The 22,160-nt window shown below is 70.7% G+C and carries 19 protein-coding genes; all 19 read right to left on the bottom strand.

The genetic code is table 11. From position 1 onward, the window contains the following. Positions 1-20: 20 nt before the first annotated feature. The 19 genes from EF879_RS03320 to mqnC all read right to left on the bottom strand — a co-directional run bounded on the left by EF879_RS03320 (position 21) and on the right by mqnC (position 22,145). Complete coding sequence (locus EF879_RS03320; RefSeq protein ID WP_123554470.1) at positions 21-1,052, bottom strand: polyprenyl synthetase family protein; 1,032 nt, start codon at positions 1,050-1,052, stop codon at positions 21-23. A gap of 62 nt (positions 1,053-1,114) precedes the next feature. Further along, positions 1,115-2,671, bottom strand: a complete 1,557-nt coding sequence (nuoN, locus tag EF879_RS03315; protein ID WP_123554469.1) for an NADH-quinone oxidoreductase subunit NuoN — start codon at positions 2,669-2,671, stop codon at positions 1,115-1,117. Positions 2,672-2,726: 55 nt separating this feature from the next. Continuing rightward, positions 2,727-4,262 (bottom strand): NADH-quinone oxidoreductase subunit M, encoded by a 1,536-nt coding sequence (locus tag EF879_RS03310; protein WP_123554467.1) that lies wholly within the window; start codon positions 4,260-4,262, stop codon positions 2,727-2,729. Between the two features lie 82 nt (positions 4,263-4,344). After that, a complete protein-coding gene (gene nuoL / locus EF879_RS03305; RefSeq protein ID WP_123554465.1) occupies positions 4,345-6,267 on the bottom strand; it encodes an NADH-quinone oxidoreductase subunit L in 1,923 nt (640 codons plus the stop codon). A gap of 13 nt (positions 6,268-6,280) precedes the next feature. Continuing rightward, entirely contained in the window at positions 6,281-6,598 is a 318-nt protein-coding gene (gene nuoK / locus EF879_RS03300; RefSeq protein WP_199736106.1) for an NADH-quinone oxidoreductase subunit NuoK, read from the bottom strand. A 1-nt stretch (position 6,599) separates the two neighbouring features. Continuing rightward, entirely contained in the window at positions 6,600-7,361 is a 762-nt protein-coding gene (locus tag EF879_RS03295) for an NADH-quinone oxidoreductase subunit J (RefSeq protein ID WP_123554463.1), read from the bottom strand. Next, the gene (gene nuoI / locus EF879_RS03290) at positions 7,358-7,948 is read right to left on the bottom strand and encodes an NADH-quinone oxidoreductase subunit NuoI (protein ID WP_233604188.1); all 591 of its coding nucleotides are present in this window, start codon (positions 7,946-7,948) and stop codon (positions 7,358-7,360) included. Before nuoI ends, EF879_RS03295 begins: the two co-directional genes overlap by 4 nt. Position 7,949: 1 nt before the next feature. After that, entirely contained in the window at positions 7,950-9,365 is a 1,416-nt protein-coding gene (gene nuoH / locus EF879_RS03285) for an NADH-quinone oxidoreductase subunit NuoH (RefSeq protein WP_123555323.1), read from the bottom strand. A 40-nt stretch (positions 9,366-9,405) separates the two neighbouring features. Then, on the bottom strand, positions 9,406-11,898 hold the full coding sequence (locus EF879_RS03280) for an NADH-quinone oxidoreductase subunit G (protein WP_123554461.1): 2,493 nt from the start codon (positions 11,896-11,898) through the stop codon (positions 9,406-9,408). Between the two features lie 139 nt (positions 11,899-12,037). Next, positions 12,038-13,357, bottom strand: coding sequence for an NADH-quinone oxidoreductase subunit NuoF (gene nuoF / locus EF879_RS03275; RefSeq protein ID WP_123554459.1), 1,320 nt, complete (start codon positions 13,355-13,357; stop codon positions 12,038-12,040). After that, positions 13,354-14,226: an NADH-quinone oxidoreductase subunit NuoE gene (nuoE, locus tag EF879_RS03270; RefSeq protein WP_123554457.1), complete on the bottom strand. Its 873-nt coding sequence runs from the start codon at positions 14,224-14,226 to the stop codon at positions 13,354-13,356. Before nuoE ends, nuoF begins: the two co-directional genes overlap by 4 nt. Further along, positions 14,227-15,561: an NADH-quinone oxidoreductase subunit D gene (locus EF879_RS03265; protein ID WP_123554455.1), complete on the bottom strand. Its 1,335-nt coding sequence runs from the start codon at positions 15,559-15,561 to the stop codon at positions 14,227-14,229. Continuing rightward, positions 15,558-16,322, bottom strand: a complete 765-nt coding sequence (locus EF879_RS03260) for an NADH-quinone oxidoreductase subunit C (protein WP_123554453.1) — start codon at positions 16,320-16,322, stop codon at positions 15,558-15,560. Before EF879_RS03260 ends, EF879_RS03265 begins: the two co-directional genes overlap by 4 nt. Then, on the bottom strand, positions 16,319-16,993 hold the full coding sequence (locus EF879_RS03255) for an NADH-quinone oxidoreductase subunit B family protein (RefSeq protein WP_123554451.1): 675 nt from the start codon (positions 16,991-16,993) through the stop codon (positions 16,319-16,321). The genes EF879_RS03260 and EF879_RS03255 overlap by 4 nt, the downstream gene beginning before the upstream one ends. Before the next feature lie 13 nt (positions 16,994-17,006). After that, the gene (locus tag EF879_RS03250) at positions 17,007-17,372 is read right to left on the bottom strand and encodes an NADH-quinone oxidoreductase subunit A (protein ID WP_123554449.1); all 366 of its coding nucleotides are present in this window, start codon (positions 17,370-17,372) and stop codon (positions 17,007-17,009) included. A gap of 121 nt (positions 17,373-17,493) precedes the next feature. Beyond that, positions 17,494-18,771 (bottom strand): geranylgeranyl reductase family protein, encoded by a 1,278-nt coding sequence (locus tag EF879_RS03245; protein WP_123554447.1) that lies wholly within the window; start codon positions 18,769-18,771, stop codon positions 17,494-17,496. A 150-nt stretch (positions 18,772-18,921) separates the two neighbouring features. Then, entirely contained in the window at positions 18,922-19,650 is a 729-nt protein-coding gene (locus EF879_RS03240; protein WP_123554445.1) for a hypothetical protein, read from the bottom strand. Between the two features lie 70 nt (positions 19,651-19,720). Beyond that, positions 19,721-20,431 carry a demethylmenaquinone methyltransferase gene (locus tag EF879_RS03235; RefSeq protein ID WP_123554444.1) on the bottom strand — a complete coding sequence of 237 codons (711 nt, stop codon included), beginning with the start codon at positions 20,429-20,431 and terminating at the stop codon, positions 19,721-19,723. A 523-nt stretch (positions 20,432-20,954) separates the two neighbouring features. Further along, the gene (gene mqnC, locus EF879_RS03230; protein ID WP_123554442.1) at positions 20,955-22,145 is read right to left on the bottom strand and encodes a cyclic dehypoxanthinyl futalosine synthase; all 1,191 of its coding nucleotides are present in this window, start codon (positions 22,143-22,145) and stop codon (positions 20,955-20,957) included. Positions 22,146-22,160 lie beyond the last annotated feature (15 nt).

The following is a 22,160-nucleotide window of genomic DNA, read 5'->3' as shown; positions in this document are numbered from 1 at the left end:
AAGGGGCCCTTCCTTACACCTCAGCCGGTGCGGTCGGCGATGAAGTCGCAGAGCGCCTCCAAGGCGCGCCGCGGTGCGGCGTCCGGCAGCGGGCTCAGCTGCGCCCGCGCCTCCTCGGCGTAGCTGCGCACCGTCTCCCGGGCCCGCTTCAGCGCCGGAGACTCCCGGAGCAGGCCGAGCGCCTCGGCGTGCAGGGCGTCGTCGGTGACCGGCCCCTGGGCGAGGATCTCCCGCAGCCGCATCGAGGCGGCGTCACGGTCGTCGGAGGCCAGCGCGTACAGCACCGGCAGGGTGGGGACCCCCTCCCGCAGGTCGGTGCCGGGGGTCTTGCCGGACTGCACGGACTCGGAGGCGATGTCGAGCAGGTCGTCCGAGAGCTGGAACGCCATGCCGATGGTCTCGCCGTACCCGGCCAGGGCCTCGGTGTACGCGGCCGGGGCGCCGCCGAACATCCCGCCGAACCGGGCGGACGTGGCGATCAGCGAGCCGGTCTTCTCGGCGATGACGTCCAGGTAGTGCGCGACCGGGTCGACGTCGCCGCGCGGGCCGACCGTCTCGGCGATCTGGCCGTGCACCAGCCGGGAGAACGTGCGGGCCTGCAACCGGACCGCCTCGGTGCCCAGGTCGGCGGCGATGTCCGCGGCCCGGGCGAAGAGGTAGTCCCCGACCAGGATCGCCACCGAGTTGCTCCACCGGGAGTTGGCGCTGGGCGTTCCCCGCCGCACCGGCGCCTCGTCCATCACGTCGTCGTGGTAGAGCGTGGCCAGGTGGGTGAGCTCCATCACCACCGCCGCCGGCACCACCTGGGGAGCCTCCGGGTCACCGAACTGGGCGCCGAGGGCGACGAGCAGCGGTCGGAACCGCTTGCCGCCCGCCTCCAGCAGGTGCCGCGCGGCCTCCGTCACCAGCGGATCGGCGCTGACGACGTTGCGTCGCAGCTCGGACTCCACCTCGGCGAGCACCCGGGAGACCGAGGCCTCGACCCGCTCGTCCGCGAAGTCGAGCCCGATCGCCGCAATTGCGTCAGCCGTTCCCCCCACGCCTTCAACCATGCCACACCCAACCGGAAATACCTGGTGGGGGGCGGTCGGGGGCGAAGGCCGGGGGGACGCGGTCATCGTCCGACGAACTCGGCGGCACCGTTGGCCAGGTCGAGCAGCGGCGTTGGGACGACCCCGAGCACCAGGGTGGCCGCCACGCCGATCATCAGCGCGGCGGCGGTCAGCCCGCCCGGCAGCGAGACGCTCGGCGTGCTCTCACCCGGCTCGGAGAGCCACATCATCACCACCACCCGCAGGTACGGGAAGGCGAGGATCATGCTGGTCAGCACGCCGGCGATCACCAGGTAGGACTGCCCGGCGTCCAGCGCCGCCCCGAAGACCGCGAACTTGCTGGTGAAGCCGCTGGTCAGCGGGATGCCGGCGAAGGCCAGCAGCACGAAGGTGAACAGACCGGCGTAGAGCGGGGAGCGCCGCCCGAGCCCGGCCCACCGGGAGAGGTGGGTCGCCTCGCCGTCGGCGTCGCGGACCAGGGTCACCACCCCGAACGCGGCGAGCACCGAGAAGCCGTACGCCACCAGGTAGAACATCGTGCTGGAGAGCCCGTCCCGGGACAGCGCCAGGACGCCGACCAGCAGGTAACCGGCGTTCGCCACGGACGAGTACGCCAGCAGCCGCTTGATGTCGGTCTGGGTGACCGCGAGGACCGCCCCGACCAGCATCGTCAGGACGGCGACCACGCCGAGGACCGGCTTGAAGTCCCAGCTCGCCCCGAAGAACGCGACGTAGAGCACCCGGAGCAGACCGCCGAACGCGGCGACCTTGGTGCAGGCCGCCATGAAGCCGGTGATCGGGGTCGGCGCCCCCTGGTAAACGTCCGGGGTCCAGACGTGGAACGGCGCCGCGGCGATCTTGAACAGCAGGCCGATGGCGAGCAGCGCCAGACCGGCGAGGAGCAGGATCGAACTGGCCGACGAGTTGCCGACCGCGTCCCGGATGGTCAGGAAGTCCACCCCGCCGCCCTGGTCGCCCGCGCCGACCGTGAAGCCGTAGACCAGCGCCATGCCGAACAGGAAGAACGCCGAGGCGTACGAGCCGAGCAGGAAGTACTTCAGCGCCGCCTCCTGGCTGAGCAGCCGCCGGCGCCGGGCCAGCGCGCAGAGCAGGTAGAGCGGCAGCGAGAACGCCTCCAGCGCGATGAACATCGTCAGCAGGTCGTTCGCGGCGACGAAGAGCAGCATGCCGGAGACGGCGAAGAGGGTCAGCGGGTAGACCTCGGTCAGCCCGCCCTCCTTCTCCGCCTGCCGGGCGTCCTCCGGCGAGCCGACGGTCACCGCGGCGTGCGCCACGAAGGCCCCGCCGCGCTGGACCGCGCGCTCCCCGATCAGCAGCAGCGAGATCCCGGCCAGGACCAGGATCGCGCCCTGGAGGAACAGTGCCGGCCCGTCGATCGCGATCGCGGTGGCGGCGGTGACCAGCCGGTTGTCGGCGTTCAGTACCACCATCACCAGCGCGGCGACGACGGCGAGCAGGCTGAGGACGAGCTGCACCGGGTGCCGGCGGGCCCGCGGGAGGAACGCCTCGACGAGGACGCCGAGGAGCGACGCCCCGAACAGGATCAGGATCGGCGCAAGTGCCGCGTAGTCGAGCGTCGGGAGCTTGAGATCCGTCATCGGACCTTCCTTACGTTCGCGGCTGAGAGCCGTACGTTCGCGACGGGGAGCCGGCTCACCGGTGTGCCTCCTGGACGGTGCCCACGGTCGGGGCCGGGTCGTGCCGGCCGAGGTCCTGCTCCATGGTGGCCTGGACGGCCGGGTTGATGACGTCGGTGACCGGCTTCGGGTAGAAGCCGAGCAGCAGCAGGAGCGCGATCAGCGGGGCGACCACGACCCGCTCCCGCACCGACAGGTCCCGCCGCATCCCCTCGACGCCGGACAGCGCCGGGTTCAGGGTGCCCTGGGTGGTGCGCTGCACCATCCACAGCACGTACGCGGCGGCCAGAATGATGCCGGCGGTGGCGACGATCGCGACCGGCTTGTTCACCGTGTACGTCCCGATCAGCACCAGGAACTCGGAGACGAACGGCGCCGTGCCGGGCAGGGCCAGCGAGGCGAGACCCGCGAAGAAGAGCACTCCGGCCAGCACCGGGACCAGCTTGCTCGCGCCGCCGAAGTCGCTGATCAACGCGGAGCCGCGCCGGGCCACCAGCATGCCGACCACCAGGAAGAGCAGGCCGGTCGCCAGGCCGTGGTTGACCATGTAGAGCACCGCGCCGGTGCCCGCCTGGGTGGTGAAGGCGAAGATGCCGACCCCGATGAAGCCGAAATGGGCGATCGAGGTGTACGACACCAGCCGCTTCAGGTCGTTCTGCCCGACCGCCAGCAGCGCCGCGTAGATGATCCCGATCAGCGCCAGCGCGATCGCCCACGGGGCGAACCACTTCGACGCGTCCGGGAACAGCGGCAGGCAGTACCGCAGGATGCCGAAGGTGCCGACCTTGTCCAGCACGCCGACCAGCAGCGCGGCGGCGCCGGCCGGGGCGGCGCCACCGGCGTCCGGCAGCCAGGTGTGGAACGGGAAGAACGGCGCCTTGATCGCGAAGGCGAGGAAGAAGCCGAGGAAGAGCCATCGCTCGGCACCGGTGGAGAGGTCCGCCTGGGTCAGCGCCTCCCAGTCGAAGGTCTTCCCGCCCAGCGCCCACAGCCCGATCACCGCGGCCAGCATGAACAGACCGCCGACCAGGGAGTAGAGGAAGAACTTCACCGCCGCGTACTGCCGCTGGTGGCCGCCGTAGCTGCCGATGAGGAAGTACATCGGCACCAGCATGACCTCGAAGAACACGTAGAAGAGGAAGACGTCGGCGGCGGCGAAGACGCCGATCATCGTGCTCTCGAGGAAGAGCAGCAGGCCGAAGTAGACCGGCACCGACCGCTTCAGGTTGTCCGCGTCGTGCCACGACGCGAGGATCACCACCGGGACGAGCAGCGCGATCAGCATCAGCATGACCAGCGCGATCCCGTCGGCCGCGAAGGTGAAGTTCACCCCCCAGGCCGGGATCCACGAGTACGACTCGCGCAGCTGGAGCCGGTCGCCGCCGGCGTCGAACGCGACCCACATGGCGATCGCGAGCGCCAGGACGGCCAGCGACCAGCCGAACGCGACCCGCTTCGCCAGCTCACCCCTGCTGGCGGGGAGGAACGCCACCAGCAGGCCGCCGACCAGCGGTGCGACGGTGAGCACCGAGAGGAAGGGGAAGTCGGACATTATTCGGCCTTACCTCCGTCGTCAGCACCCGGCCGGATGGGTTCGGCCGGCCGGATCGGCGCGGCCGGTCGATTCAGGTGGGTCACGCGAACCACCCCGCCTGGACCGCCAGGAACGCCGCCACCACCAGCACGGCGCCGGTCAGCATGGACATCGCGTACGACCGGACGAAGCCGGTCTGGAGCCGCCGCAGCCGGCCGGAGCCACCGCCCACCGCGGCGGCGAGCGCGTTGACCAGCCCGTCGACGCCGCGGTTGTCGAGGAAGACGAGCGCCCGGGTGAGGAAGATGCCCGGCTTCTCGAAGACCGCCTCGTTGAACGCGTCGGTGTAGAGGTTGCGCCGCGCGGCCCGGACCAGCGGGCCGGCCGGCTGCTCCTCGAGGGCGGTGCCGTTGCGGAACAGCAGCCAGGCCAGGCCGGCGCCGAGCACGGTCAGGGTGAGCGAGAGCACCGTGATCATGGTGTGGGAGAGCACCGGGTGGTGCTCGCCCTCGCCGTGGCCGCCGAGGACCGGGGTCAGCCAGTCGGCGACCGGGGTCGCCATCAGCCAACCGGCGACCACCGAGCCGAGACCGAGCAGGATCAGCGGGATCGTCATGATCGGCGGGGACTCGTGCGGGTGGTCGATGTCCTCGGTCCACCGCTTCGGACCGTGGAAGGTGAGCACGAAGAGCCGGGTCATGTAGAAGGCGGTCAGGCCGGCGCCGAGCAACGCCGCGCCGCCGTACAGCCAGGCGGTCCAGTCGTCGCGCTCGAAGGCGGCCACGATGATCGGTTCCTTGGTGAAGTAGCCGGAGAACGGCCACATACCGATGATCGCCAGCCAGCCGAGGCCGAAGGTGATCCAGGTGATCCGCATGTGCTTCGCCAGCCCGCCGAAGCGGCGGATGTTGACCTGGTCCTTCATGCCGTGCATCACCGAGCCGGCACCGAGGAACATGTTGGCCTTGAAGAAGCCGTGCGCCAGCAGGTGGATGATGGCCAGCGCGTACGCCCCGCCGCCGAGCCCGACGCCGAGGAACATGTAGCCGATCTGGCTCACCGTCGACCAGGCCAGGACCCGCTTGATGTCGTCCTTGGCCGCGCCGATGATGCAGCCCATCAGCAGGGTCAGCGCACCGACGCTGACCACCACGGTCTGCAGCGTCGGGTCGAGCGAGAAGATCGGGTTGGAGCGCGCGATCAGGTAGACGCCGGCGGTCACCATCGTGGCGGCGTGGATCAGCGCGGAGACCGGGGTCGGGCCCTCCATCGCGTCCGGCAGCCAGGCCTGGAGCGGGAACTGGCCGGACTTACCGGTCGCACCGAGGAGGAGCAGCAGCCCCATCGCCAGCACGGTGCCGCTCGCCAGGGCGCCCGCCCCGTTGAAGACGTCCGCGTACTGGGTGCTGCCCAGGGTGGCGAACATGATGAAGATCGCGATCGCCAGGCCGGCGTCACCGACCCGGTTCATCAGGAACGCCTTCTTGCCCGCGGTCGCCGCGCTCGGCCGGTTCTGCCAGAACGAGATCAGCAGGTACGACGCGACGCCCACGCCCTCCCAGCCGACGTAGAGCATCACGTAGTTGTTGCCGAGCACCAGGAGCAGCATCGCGGCGACGAACAGGTTGAAGAACCCAAAGAAGCGCCGCCGTCCGGGGTCGTGCGCCATGTAGCCGACCGCGTACACGTGGATCAGGAAGCCCACGCCGGTGATCAGCAGGACGAAGACCGCGGCCAGCGGGTCGAAGAGCAGGCCGAAGTCGACGTGCAGGTTGCCGACGGCGATGAACTCCCAGAGGCTGCGCTCGACCGAGCGGTTCTCCAGGTCGCGCAGCTGGAAGAAGTAGGTCAGGCCGAGGACGAAGGCGACGCCGACGCTGGCGACACCGAGCCAGTGCCCCCACCGGTCGGCCCGTCGGCCGAGCAGCAGAAGGATCGCGGCGCTGACCGCCGGGACGGCCACCAGCAGCCACACGCTGCCCAGCAACCCCGTGGCCTGGGCGTACTCCACAGTATGTTCCACTGGTGGGCCCCTCTTAGTACTTCAGCAGGTTGGCGTCGTCGACGCTCGCCGAGCGCCGGGTACGGAAGATCGTCATGATGATGGCCAGCCCGACCACGACCTCCGCCGCGGCCACCACCATGACGAAGAACGCCATGATCTGACCGTTCAGGTCGCCGTTGATCCGGCTGAACGTGACCAGTGCGAGGTTGGCCGCGTTGAGCATCAGCTCGATGCACATGAAGAGGACGATCGCGTTACGCCGGATCAGCACCCCGACCGCGCCGATGGTGAAGAGCACCGCGGCGAGGATCAGGTAGTGGTTCGGCGTCACCGAGAAGAAATCCGACATCTTACTTCTCCGTCCCCTTCACCGCGATCTCCTCGGGCGCCAGTTCGCGCTGCGGCAGGATCTGCGGCACGCTCCGCTCGGTCAGCCTGCCGTCCGGCAGTCGCGCCGGGGTGGCGACCGAGGTGGAGGTGGCGTAGACACCGGGACCGGGCTTCGGACCGGGGTAGTTGCCGGGCCGGAACCGGGCCTTCATCGTCGCCACCTGGTCCATCCGGTTCTGCCGACGCCGCTCGATGTGCGCCAGCACCATCGCGCCGACCGCGGCGGTGATCAGCAGCGCCGAGGTGACCTCGAAGGCGAAGACGTACTTGGTGAAGAGCAGCTTGGCGATCCCCTGGACGTTCCCGTCCGCGTTCGCCTGCTCCAGCCCGGCGGCGTCGACCCGGCCGAGTGCCCGCCAGAGACCGGTGGCGACCAGCAGGCCGAAGCCGAGGCCGAGCGTGATCGCGGCGACCCGCTGCCCACGGAGCGTCTCGATCAGCGAGTCCGAGGCGTCCCGGCCGACCAGCATCAGCACGAACAGGAAGAGCATCATGATCGCGCCGGTGTAGACGATGATCTGCACCATGCCGATGAACGGGCCGGACTGGAGCACGTAGAAGGCGCCGAGGCAGAGCATCGTCAGCACCAGCCAGAGCGCCGAGTGCACCGCGTTACGCGCCCAGACCATGCCGAGCCCGCCAATCAGGGCCAGCGGGGCGAGGATCCAGAACGCGATCTCCTCCCCGCCGCCGACCCCGCCGGCCGCGGCGATGACCGTCATGACTTCTCTCCCGTCGTACCGGAGTCGTCGACCGTCTGCGTCTCCGACCTGGGCGCCCGCTCGGCGCCCACCGAGGTCCCCGGGTTCGTCAACGCACCGACGTAGTAGTCCTGCTCGGTGTCACCGAGCCGCATCGGGTGCGGCGGCTTCTCCATCCCGGGCAGCAGCGGCGCCAGCAGCTGCTCCTTGGTGAAGATCAGGTCCTGCCGGTCGTCCCGGGCCAGCTCGTACTCGTTGCTCATGGTGAGCGACCGGGTCGGGCAGGCCTCGATGCAGAGCCCGCAGAAGATGCAGCGGGCGTAGTTGATCTGGTACGTCTTGGCGTACCGCTCACCCGGGGAGAAGCGCTGCTCCTCGGTGTTGTCGCCACCCTCGACGTAGATCGCGTCCGCCGGGCAGGCCCAGGCGCACAGCTCGCAGCCGATGCACTTCTCCAGCCCGTCCGGGTGCCGGTTCAGGATGTGCCGCCCGTGGTAGCGCGGTGCGGCCACCGGCGGCTTGAACGGGTAGTCGGTGGTGACGACCTTCTTGAACATGTGCGAGAAGGTGACCCCGAAACCCTTGAACGTCCCGGTGATCGCGCCCACGTCACACCTCCTTCTCGTCGTGACCGGCACCGGTGCCACCCGGCTGACCGGCGCCCACGTTGGCCGGTTCGCCGGCACCCACACCGGCCCCCACGTTGGCGGGCTCGCGCTCGGCGACCGCCCGCTTCGTCCGGGGGCTCGGCGGAACCTGGAGATCCATCGGCGGCAGCGGGAAGCTGCCCGGCGGCCGCCGGTCCACCTGCTCCTGGAGGCTCCGCTTCGGCGGCTGCTTCTTGCTGGGCCACAGCAGCGTGACCAGCAGGACCACCAGCACCGCCCCGGCGATGATCAGGTACCGGTTGGTGTCGCTGAGGTCCTCCTTCTGGAGGGTGCGGATGCCCGACAGCACCAGGATCCAGACCAGGTTGATCGGGAGCAGCACCTTCCAGCCGAGCCGCATGAACTGGTCGTACCGGAACCGGGGCAGGGTGCCCCGCAGCCAGATGAAGACGAAGACCAGCAGGATGACCTTGCCCATGAACCAGAGCAGCGGCCACCAGCCGGAGTTGGCGCCCTCCCAGAGGGTGATCGGCCACGGGGCCCGCCAGCCGCCGAGGAAGAGCGTCGTGGTGACCGCCGACATGGTCACCATGGCGACGTACTCGGAGAGCATGAAGAGCGCGAACTTCAGCGAGCTGTACTCGGTCATGAAGCCCGCGACCAGCTCCGACTCGGCCTCCGGGAGGTCGAACGGCGCCCGGTTCGTCTCACCGACGGTGGAGATGAAGAAGATGACGAAGCTCGGCAGCAGCAGGATCGCGTACCAGCCGGGGGCGGGCAGGTCCACCGCGCCGAAGAGGCTCAGTCGGGTGCCGTCGCCCTGGGCCGCGACAATGCCGCTGGTCGACATCGTTCCGGCGGTCATGAAGACCGCGACGATGCTCAGGCCCATCGCGACCTCGTACGAGATCATCTGCGCGCTCGACCGAAGACCACCCAGCAGCGGGTACGTCGAGCCGGAGGCCCAGCCGCCGAGGACGATGCCGTAGACGCCCATCGAGGAGCAGGCCAGCAGCACCAGCACCGCCACCGAGACGTCGGTGACCTGCAGTGGCGTCCGCTCCCCGAAGATGCTCACCATCGGGCCGAACGGCACCACCGACAGCGCGGTGACCGCACTGATCACCGAGATGGTCGGGGCGAAGAAGTAGACGACCTTGTCCGCCGCCCTCGGCAGGATGTCCTCCTTGAAGGCCATCTTCAGACCGTCGGCGAGGGTCTGGAGCAGACCGAACGGACCGATCTGGTTCAGACCGGGGCGCTGGGCCATCCGGGCCACCACGCGCCGCTCGAACCAGACGCCGAGCAGGGTCGCCAGGACCGCGAAGACGAACGCCCCGACGATCTTGATCAGGACCAGCCACCAGGGGTCCTTGCCGAAGTCCTGCAGCGTCGGATCCTGGGCGAGGTACGTCAGGCCGCTCACCGGATCCTCCCTTCGTTCGCGACCGCGGGGCTCACTGGATGCCTCCGGCACTGTTCAGCAGCGGTCCCGGCGCGCCGGCCGCGTCGGCGGCCACCGGCGCGGCGCCGGCGGTCAGCCGGACCAGCGCGCCGGCCGGGACGCCGAGGCTACGCCGGACCGTCGCGCCGGGCGAGTTGGTGGGGAGCCAGACCACGCCGTCCGGCATGTCGGTGATCGCCACCGGCAGGGTGATCGCGCCCCGGTCGGTGCCGACCGTCACCGCCTCGCCCTCGGCGACCCCGAGCGCCTCGGCGGTGCCCTTGCCGAGCCGGACCACCGGCGGGCGGGCCGTACCGCCGAGGTGCGGGTCGCCCTCGATCAGCGTGCCGTTGTCGATCAGCTGGTGCCAGGTGGCGAGGATCGCCTCACCCGGGCCGGGCTGGGCCGGCTCGGCCGGGGCCACGGCCGGGGCGGGGGTCCGGCTGGCGCGGGTCGTCGGCAGCGACCCGAGTTCGCGGCGGATGCTGGGCACGTCGCCGGTGCCGAGCCGGACGTCGAGCTGCGCGGCGATCGCGTCCAGCACCCGGGCGTCGGTCATCGCCGCGGTGTTCAGCACCGCCTCGAAGGTGCGCAGCCGTCCCTCCCAGTCGAGGAAGCTGCCGGCCTTCTCCACCACCGGTGCGACCGGGAGGACCACGTCGGCGCGGCGGGTGACCGCGCTGTGCCGCACCTCCAGGCTGACCAGGAAGGGGACCTTCTCCAGCGCCTCGGTGGCGAGCTGCGGGTCGGCCAGGTCGGCCGGGTCGACCCCGGCCACCACCAGCGCGCCCAGCGAGCCCGCGACGGCGGCGGCGAGGATGCCGTCGGTGTCCCGACCCGGCGCACTCGGGATGACCCCGGCCGCCAGGTCCCAGAGTTCGGCCAGTTCGGCCCGGGCCGCCGGGTCGCTCACCGGCCGGCCGGCCGGGAGCAGGTTCGGCAGGCAGCCGGTGTCGACCGCGCCCCGGTCTCCGGCCCGACGCGGCACCCAGGCCAGCTTGGCCCCGGTCGAGTCGGCCAGCGCGGCGGCGGCCGAGAGCCCGCCCGGCACACCGCCCAGGCGCTCACCGACCAGCAGGATCGCGCCCGGCTGGCGCAGCGCCTCGGCGATGGTGGCGTCCTCGGCCAGCAGCCGCGCCTCGTCGCCCGGAACGGTGGTAAGCACGGTGGCGCCGAGCTTGGTCAGGCCCCGGCTGGCGAACGGCGCCAGCGCCAGCACCCGGAGCTTGCGCCTGGTGTACGCCTTGCGCAGCCGCAGGAAGAGGATCGGGCACTCCTCCTCCGGCTCCAGTCCGGCAATCACCACCGCCGGCGCCTTCTCGACGTCGGCGTAGGTCACGGCGGTGCTGCCCGCGACCGTGCTGGCCAGGAACTGCGCCTCCTCGGCGGAGACCGGCCGGGCCCGGAAGTCGATGTCGTTGGTGCGCAGCGCCACCCGGGCGAACTTCGCGTAGGCGTAGGCGTCCTCGACGGTGAGCCGGCCGCCGGTCAACACGCCGACACCGGAACCCGCGTCCCGGGCCTCCCGCAGCCGCTCGGCGGTGTGGGCCAGCGCCTCGCTCCAGGACGCCTCCCGGAGCTCACCGGTCCGGGCGTCCCGCAGCAGCGGCGTGGTGATCCGCTCGGTCGCGGTGGCGTACCGGAAGCCCCAGCGTCCCTTGTCGCAGTTCCACTCCTCGTTCACCGCCGGGTCGTCGCCGGCGAGCCGACGCAGCACCTTGCCGCGCCGGTGGTCCGTCCGCTGGGCGCAGCCGGCGGCGCAGTGCTCGCAGACGCTCGGGGTGGAGACCAGGTCGAACGGCCGGGCCCGGAACCGGTACTGGGCACCGGTCAGCGCGCCGACCGGGCAGATCTGCACGGTGTTGCCGGAGAAGTACGAGTTGAACGGGACGTCACCCGTCTCGCTCTCCGCGCCGCCGTAGACCTCGTCCCGGTAGACGTTGATCTCCTCGGCGCTCGACCGGTTCATCAGGTCGATGAACTTGTCGCCGGCGATCTCCTCGGAGAACCGGGTGCAGCGCTGGCAGAGGACGCAGCGCTCGCGGTCGAGCAGGATCTGGGTGGAGATGGGGAGCGGCTTCGGGTACTCCCGCTTGTGTTCGCGGAACCGGGTGTCGGTCCGGCCGGTCGACATCGCCTGGTTCTGGAGCGGGCACTCGCCGCCCTTGTCGCACATCGGGCAGTCGAGCGGGTGGTTGATCAGCAGCAGCTCCATGACCCCCTGCTGCGCCATCTTGGCGACCGGGGACGTGAGCTGGGTACGGACCACCATGCCCTCGGCGACGGTCTGGGTGCAGGAGGCGACCGGCTTGCGCTGCCCCTCCACCTCGACCAGGCACTGCCGGCAGGCACCGGCCGGCGCCAGCAGCGGGTGGTCGCAGAACCGCGGGATCTCGATGCCCAGCTGTTCGGCGACCCGGATCAGCAGCGCCCCCTTTGGCGCGGTGACCTCGATGCCGTCGATGGTGAGCGTGACGGTGTCGGCCTTCTTCGCGACGTCAGTCATGATTGTCCCTCCGCTCGCGACCGCGGGGCTCGTCCGTCGCGGCCCACCTGCGGCCCACGCGCCGCTCCGCTCTCCCCGTGCTCCGGCCCGGCCGCGCCTCGCGCGGGCCACACCCGAACACTCGCTCCTCGCACTCGCACTAGTGCGCTCCTACCAGGGTCTTCTCGGACAGCTTCGGCGGCTTCCGCCCCTCGATGTAGTCGAGGTAGTCCTGCTTGAAGTACTTGAGCGAGGAGGTCACCGAACTGGTCGCGCCGTCACCGAGACCGCAGAACGAGCGGCCGAGGATGTTGTCGCAGGTGTCCAGCAGGGTGTCCAGGTCCTCGTAGGTGCCCTGGCCGGCGAGGATCCGCCGGTAGGTGCGGACCATCCAGTAGTTGCCCTCCCGACACGGCGTGCACTTCCCGCACGACTCGTGGTGGTAGAACTCCAGCCACCGGTAGGTGGCGTAGACCGGGCAGTCCTGGTCGGAGAAGATTTGGGTCGCGGTGGTGCCGAGGATCGAACCGGCCGCCGCCACCCCCTCGAAGTCCAGCGGCACGTCGAGGTGATCCGCGGTCAGCATCGGGGTCGAGGAGCCGCCCGGGGTCCAGAACCGCAGGTTGTGACCGGGCTGCATACCGCCGGCCAGCTCGATCAGCTCCCGCAGGGTGATCCCCATCGAGCACTCGTACTGGCCCGGGTGGACGATCCGGCCGGAGAGCGAGTAGATCATCGGCCCGGAGGACTTCTCCGTACCCATGCTCTTCCACCAGGCCGCCCCGCCGAGCACGATGTACGGCACGCTGGCGATCGTCCCGACGTTGTTGACCACGGTCGGGGAGGCGTACAGGCCGTGCGTCGCCGGGAACGGCGGGCGCAGCCGGGGCTGGCCCCGGAAGCCCTCCAGCGAGTCCAGCAGCGCCGTCTCCTCGCCGCAGATGTACGCCCCGGCGCCGCTGTGCACGACCAGGTCCAGGTCGAAACCGGAGCCGAGAATGTTGCGCCCGAGGTAGCCGGCCCGGTACGCCTCCTGGACGGCGTTGCGCAGTCGCCGGGCGGCGTGCACCGCCTCGCCCCGGATGTAGATGAAGGCGCGGTTCGCCCGGATCGCGTACGCCGCGATGATGACCCCCTCGACCAGCGAGTGCGGGTCGTGGGTCATCAGCGGCAGGTCCTTGCAGGTTCCGGGCTCGCCCTCGTCGGCGTTGACCACGAGGTAGTGCGGCCTGCCGTCGTTCTGCGGGATGAAGCCCCACTTCAGGCCGGTCGGGAAGCCGGCGCCGCCCCGCCCGCGCAGACCGGAGTCCTTGATGAGCTGGATCAGGTCGTCCGGGTGTACGGCGAGCGCCTTGCGCAGCGCGGCGTACCCGTCGAGCTGCTCGTAGACGTCGATCCGCCAGGCGTCCGGCGACAGCCAGCGCTTGGTGAGGACCGGGGTCAGCTTCTCCAGCGTCTCCCGGCGCGGCGTGGTGCTCATTTGGCCTCCTTGAGCGCCTGCTCCTGGGGCTTGGCCGCGTCACCGGCCGGCTTGCGGTCGCTGGCCGGCGTGTTCGCCGCGGCCCCGGCCGCCTCGGCCGCGGGCGCGCCGCTCCCCGACGCCGTGATCGGGGTGTTCGGGTCGAAGCCCGCCACCGAGATGCCGTGCTGCTGCGCCAGGCGCAGGCCGCGCAGCGTCGGTTCGCCGGGCACCCCGTCGGCGACCGCCTCGGGGCGTGGGTCCGGGAAGCCGGCGAGCTGCACCGATATCTCCTTGAGCGTGCAGAGCCGGCCGCCGCGGGACGGCTTCGGCCGGTTGCCGGCCCGCAGCTCGTTGACCAGGGCGACCGCGGTGTCCGGGTCGACCTGGTCGAAGAAGTCGTAGTTGACGGTCATCACCGGGCCGTAGTCGCAGGCGGCCAGGCACTCGGCGTGCTCCAGGGTGATCTTCCCGTCCGGGGTGGTCTCCTCGTGCCCGATCCCGAGGTGCTCGCTGAGCGCGTCGTAGACCTGCTGGCCGCCGAGGACGTTGCACATCGTGTTGGTGCAGACGCTGACCAGCCAGTCACCGGTGGGGCGGCGCTTGTACATCGTGTAGAAGCTCGCCACCGCCCCGACCTGGGCCTTGTTCAGACCGAGCATCTGGGCGCAGAACTCGATGCCGGCCGGGGAGACGTACCCCTCCTCGGACTGTACGAGGTGCAGCAGCGGGAGCAGGGCGGAGCGGGACCGGTCGGCCGGGTAGCGGGCGATGATCTCCCGGGCCCGGTCGGTCAGCTTCGCCGCCAGGTCGGCGGCGCGGGTCGTACCGCCGCGCTGCGCCGGCACGGGGCCGGGGCCGGAGGAGCCGTTGAGCTGAGTCTCGGTCATTTAGCGATCACACCCACCCATCACCGGGTCCAGGGACGCGCCGCCAGCGATCACGTCCGCGATCAGGCCACCCTCGGAGATCGCCGGCAGGGCCTGGAGGTTGACGAAGCTCGGCTCGCGGTAGTGCACCCGGTACGGCCGGGTGCCGCCGTCGGAGACCGCGTGGACGCCCAGCTCGCCACGGGGCGACTCGATCGCGACGTACGCCTGACCCGCGGGAACCCGGAAGCCCTCGGTAACCAGCTTGAAGTGGTGGATCAGCGACTCCATCGACTGACCCATGATCTTGGCGACGTGCTCCAGCGAGTTGCCCATGCCGTCGAGACCGATGGCGAGCTGTGCCGGCCAGGCGATCTTCTTGTCCGACACCATGACCGGACCGGGGCGGAGCCGGTCGACCGCCTGCTCGATGATCTTCAGCGACTCGCGCATCTCGGCCATCCGCACCAGGTAGCGGCCCCAGACGTCGCCGCTCTCGGTGGTCGGCACGTCGAACTCGTACGTCTCGTAGCCGCAGTACGGCATGGTCTTGCGCAGGTCCCAGGCGAGACCGGCGGAGCGCAGCACCGGGCCGGTCACGCCGAGCGCGACGCAGCCGGTGACGTCCAGCACCGCCACGTTCTGGGTCCGCTCCAGCCAGATCGGCTGCTCCGAGAGCATCGCCTCGTACTCGTCCAGGCGCTTCGGCAGCAGCTTGATGAACTCGCGGATCTTGACGATCGCCTCGTCCGGCACGTCCTGGGCGACCCCACCCGGCCGGATGTACGCCATGTTCATCCGCAGGCCGGTGATCAGCTCGAAGATCTCCAGGATGTACTCGCGCTCCCGGAAGCCGTAGAGCATGATGTTGATCGCGCCCAGCTCCATCGCCGTGGTGGCGACCCAGACCAGGTGCGACGAGATCCGGTTGAGCTCCATCATCAGCACCCGGATCGTGGTGGCCCGGTCGGGCACCTCGTCGGAGATGCCGAGCAGCTTCTCCACCGCCAGCGCGTACGCCGTCTCGTTGAACAGCGGTGAGAGGTAGTCCATCCGGGTGACGAAGGTGCTGCCCTGCACCCAGGTGCGGTACTCGAGGTTCTTCTCGATGCCGGTGTGCAGGTAGCCGACCACCGCCCGCGCCTCGCGGACGGTCTCGCCCTCCAGCTCCAGGATCAGCCGGAGCACGCCGTGCGTGGACGGGTGCTGCGGCCCCATGTTGACGACGATTCGCTCGTCGTTGATCGGGTCGTGTCCGTTGACCACCGTGTCCCAGTCGCCACCGGTGACGGTGAAGACCCGGCCCTCGGTGGTCTCCCGGGACGTGGCGTAGCTCGGGTTCGTCGAGGTGCTCACTGGTACGACCTCCGCTGGTCCGGCGGTGGGATCTGGGCGCCCTTGTACTCGACCGGGACGCCGCCGAGCGGGTAGTCCTTGCGCTGGGGGTGACCCTCCCAGTCGTCCGGCATCAGGATCCGGGTCAGGCCGGGGTGACCGTCGAATATCACGCCGAACATGTCGTACGTCTCCCGCTCCTGCCAGTCGGCGGTGGGGTAGACGGAGGTGACGCTCGGCACGTGCGGGTCCTCGGCGGTGACCGCGACCTCCAGCCGGACCCGCCGGCGGTAGGTCATCGAGGTCAGGTGGTAGACGACGTGCAGCCGCCGCGGGTCGCTGCCGAGGTAGTCGACACCGGAGACGGAGGAGCAGAGCTCGAACCGGAGGCTGGGGTCGTCCCGCATCACCTGGCAGACCTCGACGATCCGCTCCGGGCGGACGTGGATGGTCAGCTCGCCCCGGTCGACCACGACCTTCTCGACCGCGTCCGAGAAGGCCGGGTACGCCTCCTCCAGGGCGTCCCGGATCTCGTCGAAGTAGCCACCGTAGGGCCGAGGGCTGTCGACGACGGCGACCCGCTGCCGGACCAGCCCGCCGAAGCCGGAGGTGTCGCCGGAGCCCCGGACGCCGAACATGCCGCGTCCGGCCGGGCTGGACGACGGCTGTTCGGCGGGGGCGCCGCTGGTCGCGCCGGCCGGTGGGCGGGCCACCGGTACGCCGCCCCCGGACTCCTCGCTGGGTCGGTTCGGCGTCGCGCCGTTCGTGTTCTCGGCACTCATCGGCCGCTCCCCCTTACGAGGTGGTTCTGCGCCTTCATCCAGTTCTCGATCCGCAGCTGCTCCTCACGGCCCTCGGCGACCGCCTTGGTCCACTCGGCCCGGCGGGCCTTGTCGTTGCGGTACGACGAGGGCATCGAGCCGGGCGGGACCACCGGGACGTCGCCCCGCGCCCGGCGCGCCTCGAGCATCTTGCGGCCGTTCGGGCCGAGCGGCTCGTGGCCGATCTTCTCGCGCAGCTTGAGAATGGCGTCGATCAGCATCTCGGGCCGGGGCGGGCAGCCGGGAAGGTACATGTCCACCGGCACGATGTGGTCGACGCCCTGCACGATCGCGTAGTTGTTGAACATGCCGCCGCTGCTGGCGCAGACGCCCATCGACAGCACCCAGCGCGGCTCGGCCATCTGGTCGTAGATCTGCCGCAGCACCGGCGCCATCTTCTGGCTCACCCGACCGGCGACGATCATCAGGTCCGCCTGCCGGGGCGAGGCGCGGAAGACCTCCATGCCCCAGCGCCCGAGGTCATAGTGCGGCGCACCGGCGGCCATCATCTCGATGGCACAGCAGGCCAGTCCGAAGGTGGCTCCCCAGAACGACGACTTACGGGACCAGTTGACCAGCTTCTCCACCGAGGTCAGCAGGATGCCGGCCGGGAGTTTTTCCTCGATACCCATCAGACGACCTCCCTCAGTCCCAGTCCAGGCCGCCACGGCGCCACACGTAGGCGTACGCGACGAAGACCGCGACGATGAACAGCACCATCTCCACGAAGGCGAAGGTCCCCAGCAGGTTGAAGGAGACCGCCCACGGATACAGGAAGATGATCTCGATGTCGAAGACGATGAACAGCATCGCCGTCAGGTAGAACTTGATCGGGAACCGACCACCCCCGACCGGCGTGGGGCTGGGCTCGATGCCGCACTCGTACGCCTCGAGCTTGGCCTTGTTGTAGCGCCGGGGTCCGGCGAGGCGCGCGGCGGCGACGGAGAACAGCGCGAATGCCGCAGCGAGGGCGAACAGCCCAATGATGGGTACGTACGGCGAGAGCGACATCGTTTTCCCCTGCTCGTCCTTCCCGGCCCTCGATTAATGCCAAATTCACACTATTCACAAGCTCCGGGCCACGCCGCCCGGGGGGTGTCCCGACGCCCGCTCCGGCGGGCCACGCCACGGTCTACACGGCCGGAGCCACCCTCGTCATTGCGTTGATAACTCGGTCCATGGCGTCCCCGCCACGTGGGTCGGTGAGGTTCGCCATCAGCTTCAGCACGAACCGCATCAGGGTGGGGTGCGGCATCCCGTGCCGGGTGGCGATCCGCATCACATGCGGATTGCCGATCAGCCTCACGAAGATGTTGCCGAGCCGGTAGTAGCCGCCGTACCGCTGCTTCAGCTCGGCGGGGTACGCGGCCAGCGCACGCTCCCGCTCCGCCCCCGCCGGTCGGGCCAGCGCCTGCACCATCACCTCGGCGGCGAGTTCACCGGACTCCATCGCGTACGCGATCCCCTCGCCGTTGAAGGGGTTGACCATGCCGCCGGAGTCGCCGACCAGCAGCACACCCCGGGTGTAGTGCGGCACCCGGTTGAAGCCCATCGGCAGGGCGGCACCGAGGATCGGTCCGTCCGCGTTCGCCTCGTCCGCGAAGCCCCAGTCGGCCGGCGTGTTGCGGAGCCAGTCACGCAGCAGCTGGCGGTAGTTGGTCTTGCCGAAGGTGGGGGAGGAGTTCAGCGCCCCGAGCCCGACGTTGACCCGGCCGTCGCCCATCCCGAAGATCCAGCCGTACCCGGGGAGCAGCTTGTCGGGGTGTTCCCTGCTCCGCAGCTCCAGCCACGACTCGAGGTAGTCGTCCCGGTGCCGGGCCGGCGAGCGGTAGTAGCGACGGACCGCGACGCCCATCGGCCGGTCGTCGCGCTTGGTCAGGCCCAGCGCCAGGGGCAGCCGCCCGGAGACACCGTCGGCGGCGACCACCAGCGGCGCGTGGAAGGTGGCGGGGGCCTTCTCCGGGCCGACCTCGGCGGTGACTCCGATCACCCGACCGGTGTCGTCGAGGACGGGGCCGGTGACGGTGGCCCCGGTGCGCAGCGTCGCGCCGGCCTCGACCGCGCGCCGGGCGAGCAGGTCGTCGAGGTCGAGCCGGGGCCGGACCAGGCCGTAGTTGGGGAAGCTGGCCAGGTCGGGCCAGTCGAGTTCGAGCCGGACGCCGCCGCCGATGACCCGCAGGCCGCGGTTGCGCACCCAGCCGGCCTCGGGCGAGGTGTCGACCCCGAGCTTGACGAGTTGCTTGACCGCACGGGGGGTCAGCCCGTCGCCGCAGACCTTCTCCCGGGGGAACTCGGTCTTCTCGAGCAGCAGCACCCGGACGCCGTGCCGCGCCAGGTGGTAGGCGGTGGTGGAGCCGCCCGGACCGGCGCCGACGACGATGACGTCGGCGTCGGGCTCGACTGCGGTCATCTGCGCCTCCCCTGCGATCGCTCGTGAAATGCTTCACAAGCTGCTGTCGGGGAGGAGTCTAAGACTGCGACGAGGCCGACAACGGGTTAGGTGACCCTAACTTGCCGAGGTAGGCGTGGTGGTTACCCCTCCGGTGCCGGCCCGCCGGGATCAGGTGCGGTCCTCGCCGTCCCGCTGCTGGGGCCGGCCGCGTTGCGTCGGGCTCCGCCGGAGGGGTCCGGGGGTGACCGGCCCCGGCTCCGCCGGGTGCGGGTCCGTCGGATGCGGCTCGACCGGATGCGGGTCGGTCGGCCGCGGCTCGGCCGGATGGGGGTCGGCGGGGTGAGGCTCGCCCGGATGCGGCTCGGCCGGCTCGGGACGCCCGGGGTGGGGCTCGCGGGGGTGGGGTTCGACCGGGTGCGGCGACGGTGGGTACGGCGTGACCGGGTGCGGCTCCACCGGGTGGCCGTTGGTGACCCCGGCCCGGCCCGCCGGCTCGCCCTCGGCGGTGTGCCGCCCGGTCGGGGAATCCCGCCCCGGCTGCTCCGGCGGCGGCTCGCGCAGCAGCTCGTCGTCGTACGGCAGTTGTTCCCGCAGGGCACCGCCGCTGACCCGGTCCAGCGCGGCCAGGACGTCGGCGACCACGGTCCGCACCGTGGCCGGGTCCGGCCCGGCCAACTGTCGGAGCTGGGCGATCAGCTCGGCGGCCTCCGTGGCCGGATCAGGCTCGGCGCCGGTGGCCTCCCGCTCGGCCGGATCAGGCTCGGCACCGGACGCCGCCCGCCCGGCCGGATCGGGTCCGACGCCGGATGTGTCCCGGTCGCGCGCGGTCCACCCGGCGTCCGCGGTGCCCTGGTCGAATCGCCCTTCATCGTCGGCCTGCCGGTCTGCCCCCGTCATGGGCGCAGCCTACGGGGTCAAAACGGGCTATGCGGATTGAACGGGCTAAAGACATTTACGACAAGAAAATTCACGAACGAATCGCGCGATGCAGCGCCACGACTCCGCCGGTCAGGTTCCGCCAGGCCACCCGCTCCCATCCCGCGCTGGCGATCCGCGCCGCCAGTCCGGCCTGGTCCGGCCAGGCGCGGATCGACTCGGCGAGGTAGACGTACGCGTCGGGGTTGCTGGCCACCATCCGGGCCACGGCCGGCAACGACCGCATCAGGTAGGAGAGGTAGACGGTCCGGAAGAGCGGGTTGGTCGGCGTACTGAACTCGCAGACCACGAGCCGGCCGCCGGGGCGGGTCACCCGGGCCATCTCCCGCAGCGCCGCCACCGGGTCGACCACGTTCCGCAGCGCGAACGAGATCGTGACCGCGTCGAAGCTCTCGTCCGGGAACGGCAGGCGCAGCGCGTCACCCGCCAGCAACGGCACGTCGGGGCGTACCCGGCGGCCGGCCCGGAGCATGCCGATGGAGAGGTCCACCCCGACCGCGTACGCCCCGGAGGTGGCCAGCTCCGCGGTGGAGACGCCGGTGCCGGCCCCCACGTCCAGGACGCGGTCGCCCGGGTTCGGCTCCAGGGCGGCCATGGTGGACCGCCGCCAGCGCCGGTCCTGACCGAACGAGATGACGGTGTTGGTCAGGTCGTACCGGGACGCCACCTCGTCGAACATCGCCGCAACCTCGTGCGGCTGCTTGTCCAGGCTGGCACGGCGTCCGGATGGGGTGCGGGTCACGCCCGACAAGTCTGCCAGCCGCCGCGCCGGTGAGCCGGGCCGGGGCCACGAGCGGGCACGCAGGTTCGGGGCGGCGCCGAGGGTCTGATTGGTCGCCGGACCGTGGACACACCGCGGGCGGGGTGGCGTACCACCCCGCCCGCGATGCCGTGCGTTATGTGAACGGTCCGCATGGACCGATAGAGGACGACCATCACCGGTCGACATCCCGCCGCCGTCTCGACCGGTCGGGACGTTCGCCGGGGACGTTATCGGGTTCGCGTCGGCAAGCCCGCTTCGTTGATCCAACCGTTATGACGACGAAACCAGAATGTGCACCCAGGATGTCCCGATTAATCCCGCTTTTCCGGGGCGTACCTGCCGGTAACTCGCCGATTCGCCACCGACAACCGGCCGCTCGCCCATTCCGAGTGGACCGAACGGAGGATCATCCGGCGGGCCCGGCGACCCCGCCCGGCGGGATGCGGCGCGAGCCGGCGGACCTGGCCGGAGTCGTGCCCGGCGAACCTCGGCCGAGCCCGGCTCAGCGGGCCTCGACCAGAGGCAGCGGTCGACCCACCCCGCCGCCCGGCAGCGCGATCGACGAGAAGTGCGACACCACCCGGTCGTCGGTCGGGTCGTCGGCCGGGGTGCGGTGCACCCGGAGGTGGCGGTAAAGGGTGTCACGCTGTGCCGGGACCCGGTCGGCGGAGCGGATCATCCAGATCAGCTCGTGCAGGTTGGCGCGGTGCCGCGCGCCGGCCGAGGAGATGACGTTCTCCTCCAGCATGATCGACCCGAGGTCGTCCACCCCCATGTGCAGGGCGAGCTGACCGACCTCCTTGCCCGTGGTCAGCCACGACGCCTGGAGGTGCGGAACGGTGTCGAAGAAGAGCCGGGCCACCGCGATGAGCCGCAGGTACTCCATCGTGGTCGCCTGGGTCCGCCCCTTGAGGTGGTTGTTCTCCGGCTGGTACGTCCAGGGGATGAAGGCCCGGAAGCCCCGGGTGCGGTCCTGCACGTCCCGGATCATGCGCATGTGCTCGATCCGCTCGGCGTTGGTCTCGCCGGTCCCCATCATCATGGTGGCGGTCGACTCGATCCCCTGCCGGTGGGCGAGCTCCATCACCTCCAGCCAGCGGGCGCCGGACTCCTTCAGCGGGGCGATCGCCTTGCGCGGCCGGTCCGGCAGCATCTCGGCGCCGGCCCCGGCGATCGAGTCCAGCCCGGCGGCCTTGATCCGGCGGATCGCCTCCTCGAGGCTGACGCCGGAGACCTTCGCCATGTGCAGGATCTCGCTCGGCCCGATCGAGTGGATCGCGAGCTGCGGGTACGCCCGCTTGACCGCGGAGAAGAGCTCCTCGTAGTACTCGACGCCGTAGTCGGGGTGGTGGCCGCCCTGGAGCATCACCTGGGTGGCGCCCAGCTCGACCGCCTCACCGCAGCGCCGAAGGATCTCCTCGGTCGGGTGGGTCCAGCCCTCCTTGTGCTTCGGCGGCCGGTAGAAGGCGCAGAACCTGCACGCGGTGACGCAGACGTTGGTGTAGTTGATGTTGCGGTCGATCAGGTACGTGACGATGTTGTCCGGGTAGCGGCGTCGCCGTACCGCGTCGGCCGCCTCGCCGAGCGCGTGGAAGGGCGCCTCGGTGTAGAGCAGCAGCGCCTCCTCGGGCGTGATCCGCCCGCCGTCCGCGCCGCGTTGCAGGATGTCGTCGATGTCCCGGCTCGCCGTCACGCCCCCGAGCCTACG

Origin of the sequence: Micromonospora sp. HM5-17, from assembly GCF_003762835.1 — a bacterium.
Taxonomy (GTDB): Bacteria; Actinomycetota; Actinomycetes; order Mycobacteriales; family Micromonosporaceae; genus Plantactinospora.
This window is presented reverse-complemented; position numbering and strand designations above follow the sequence as displayed.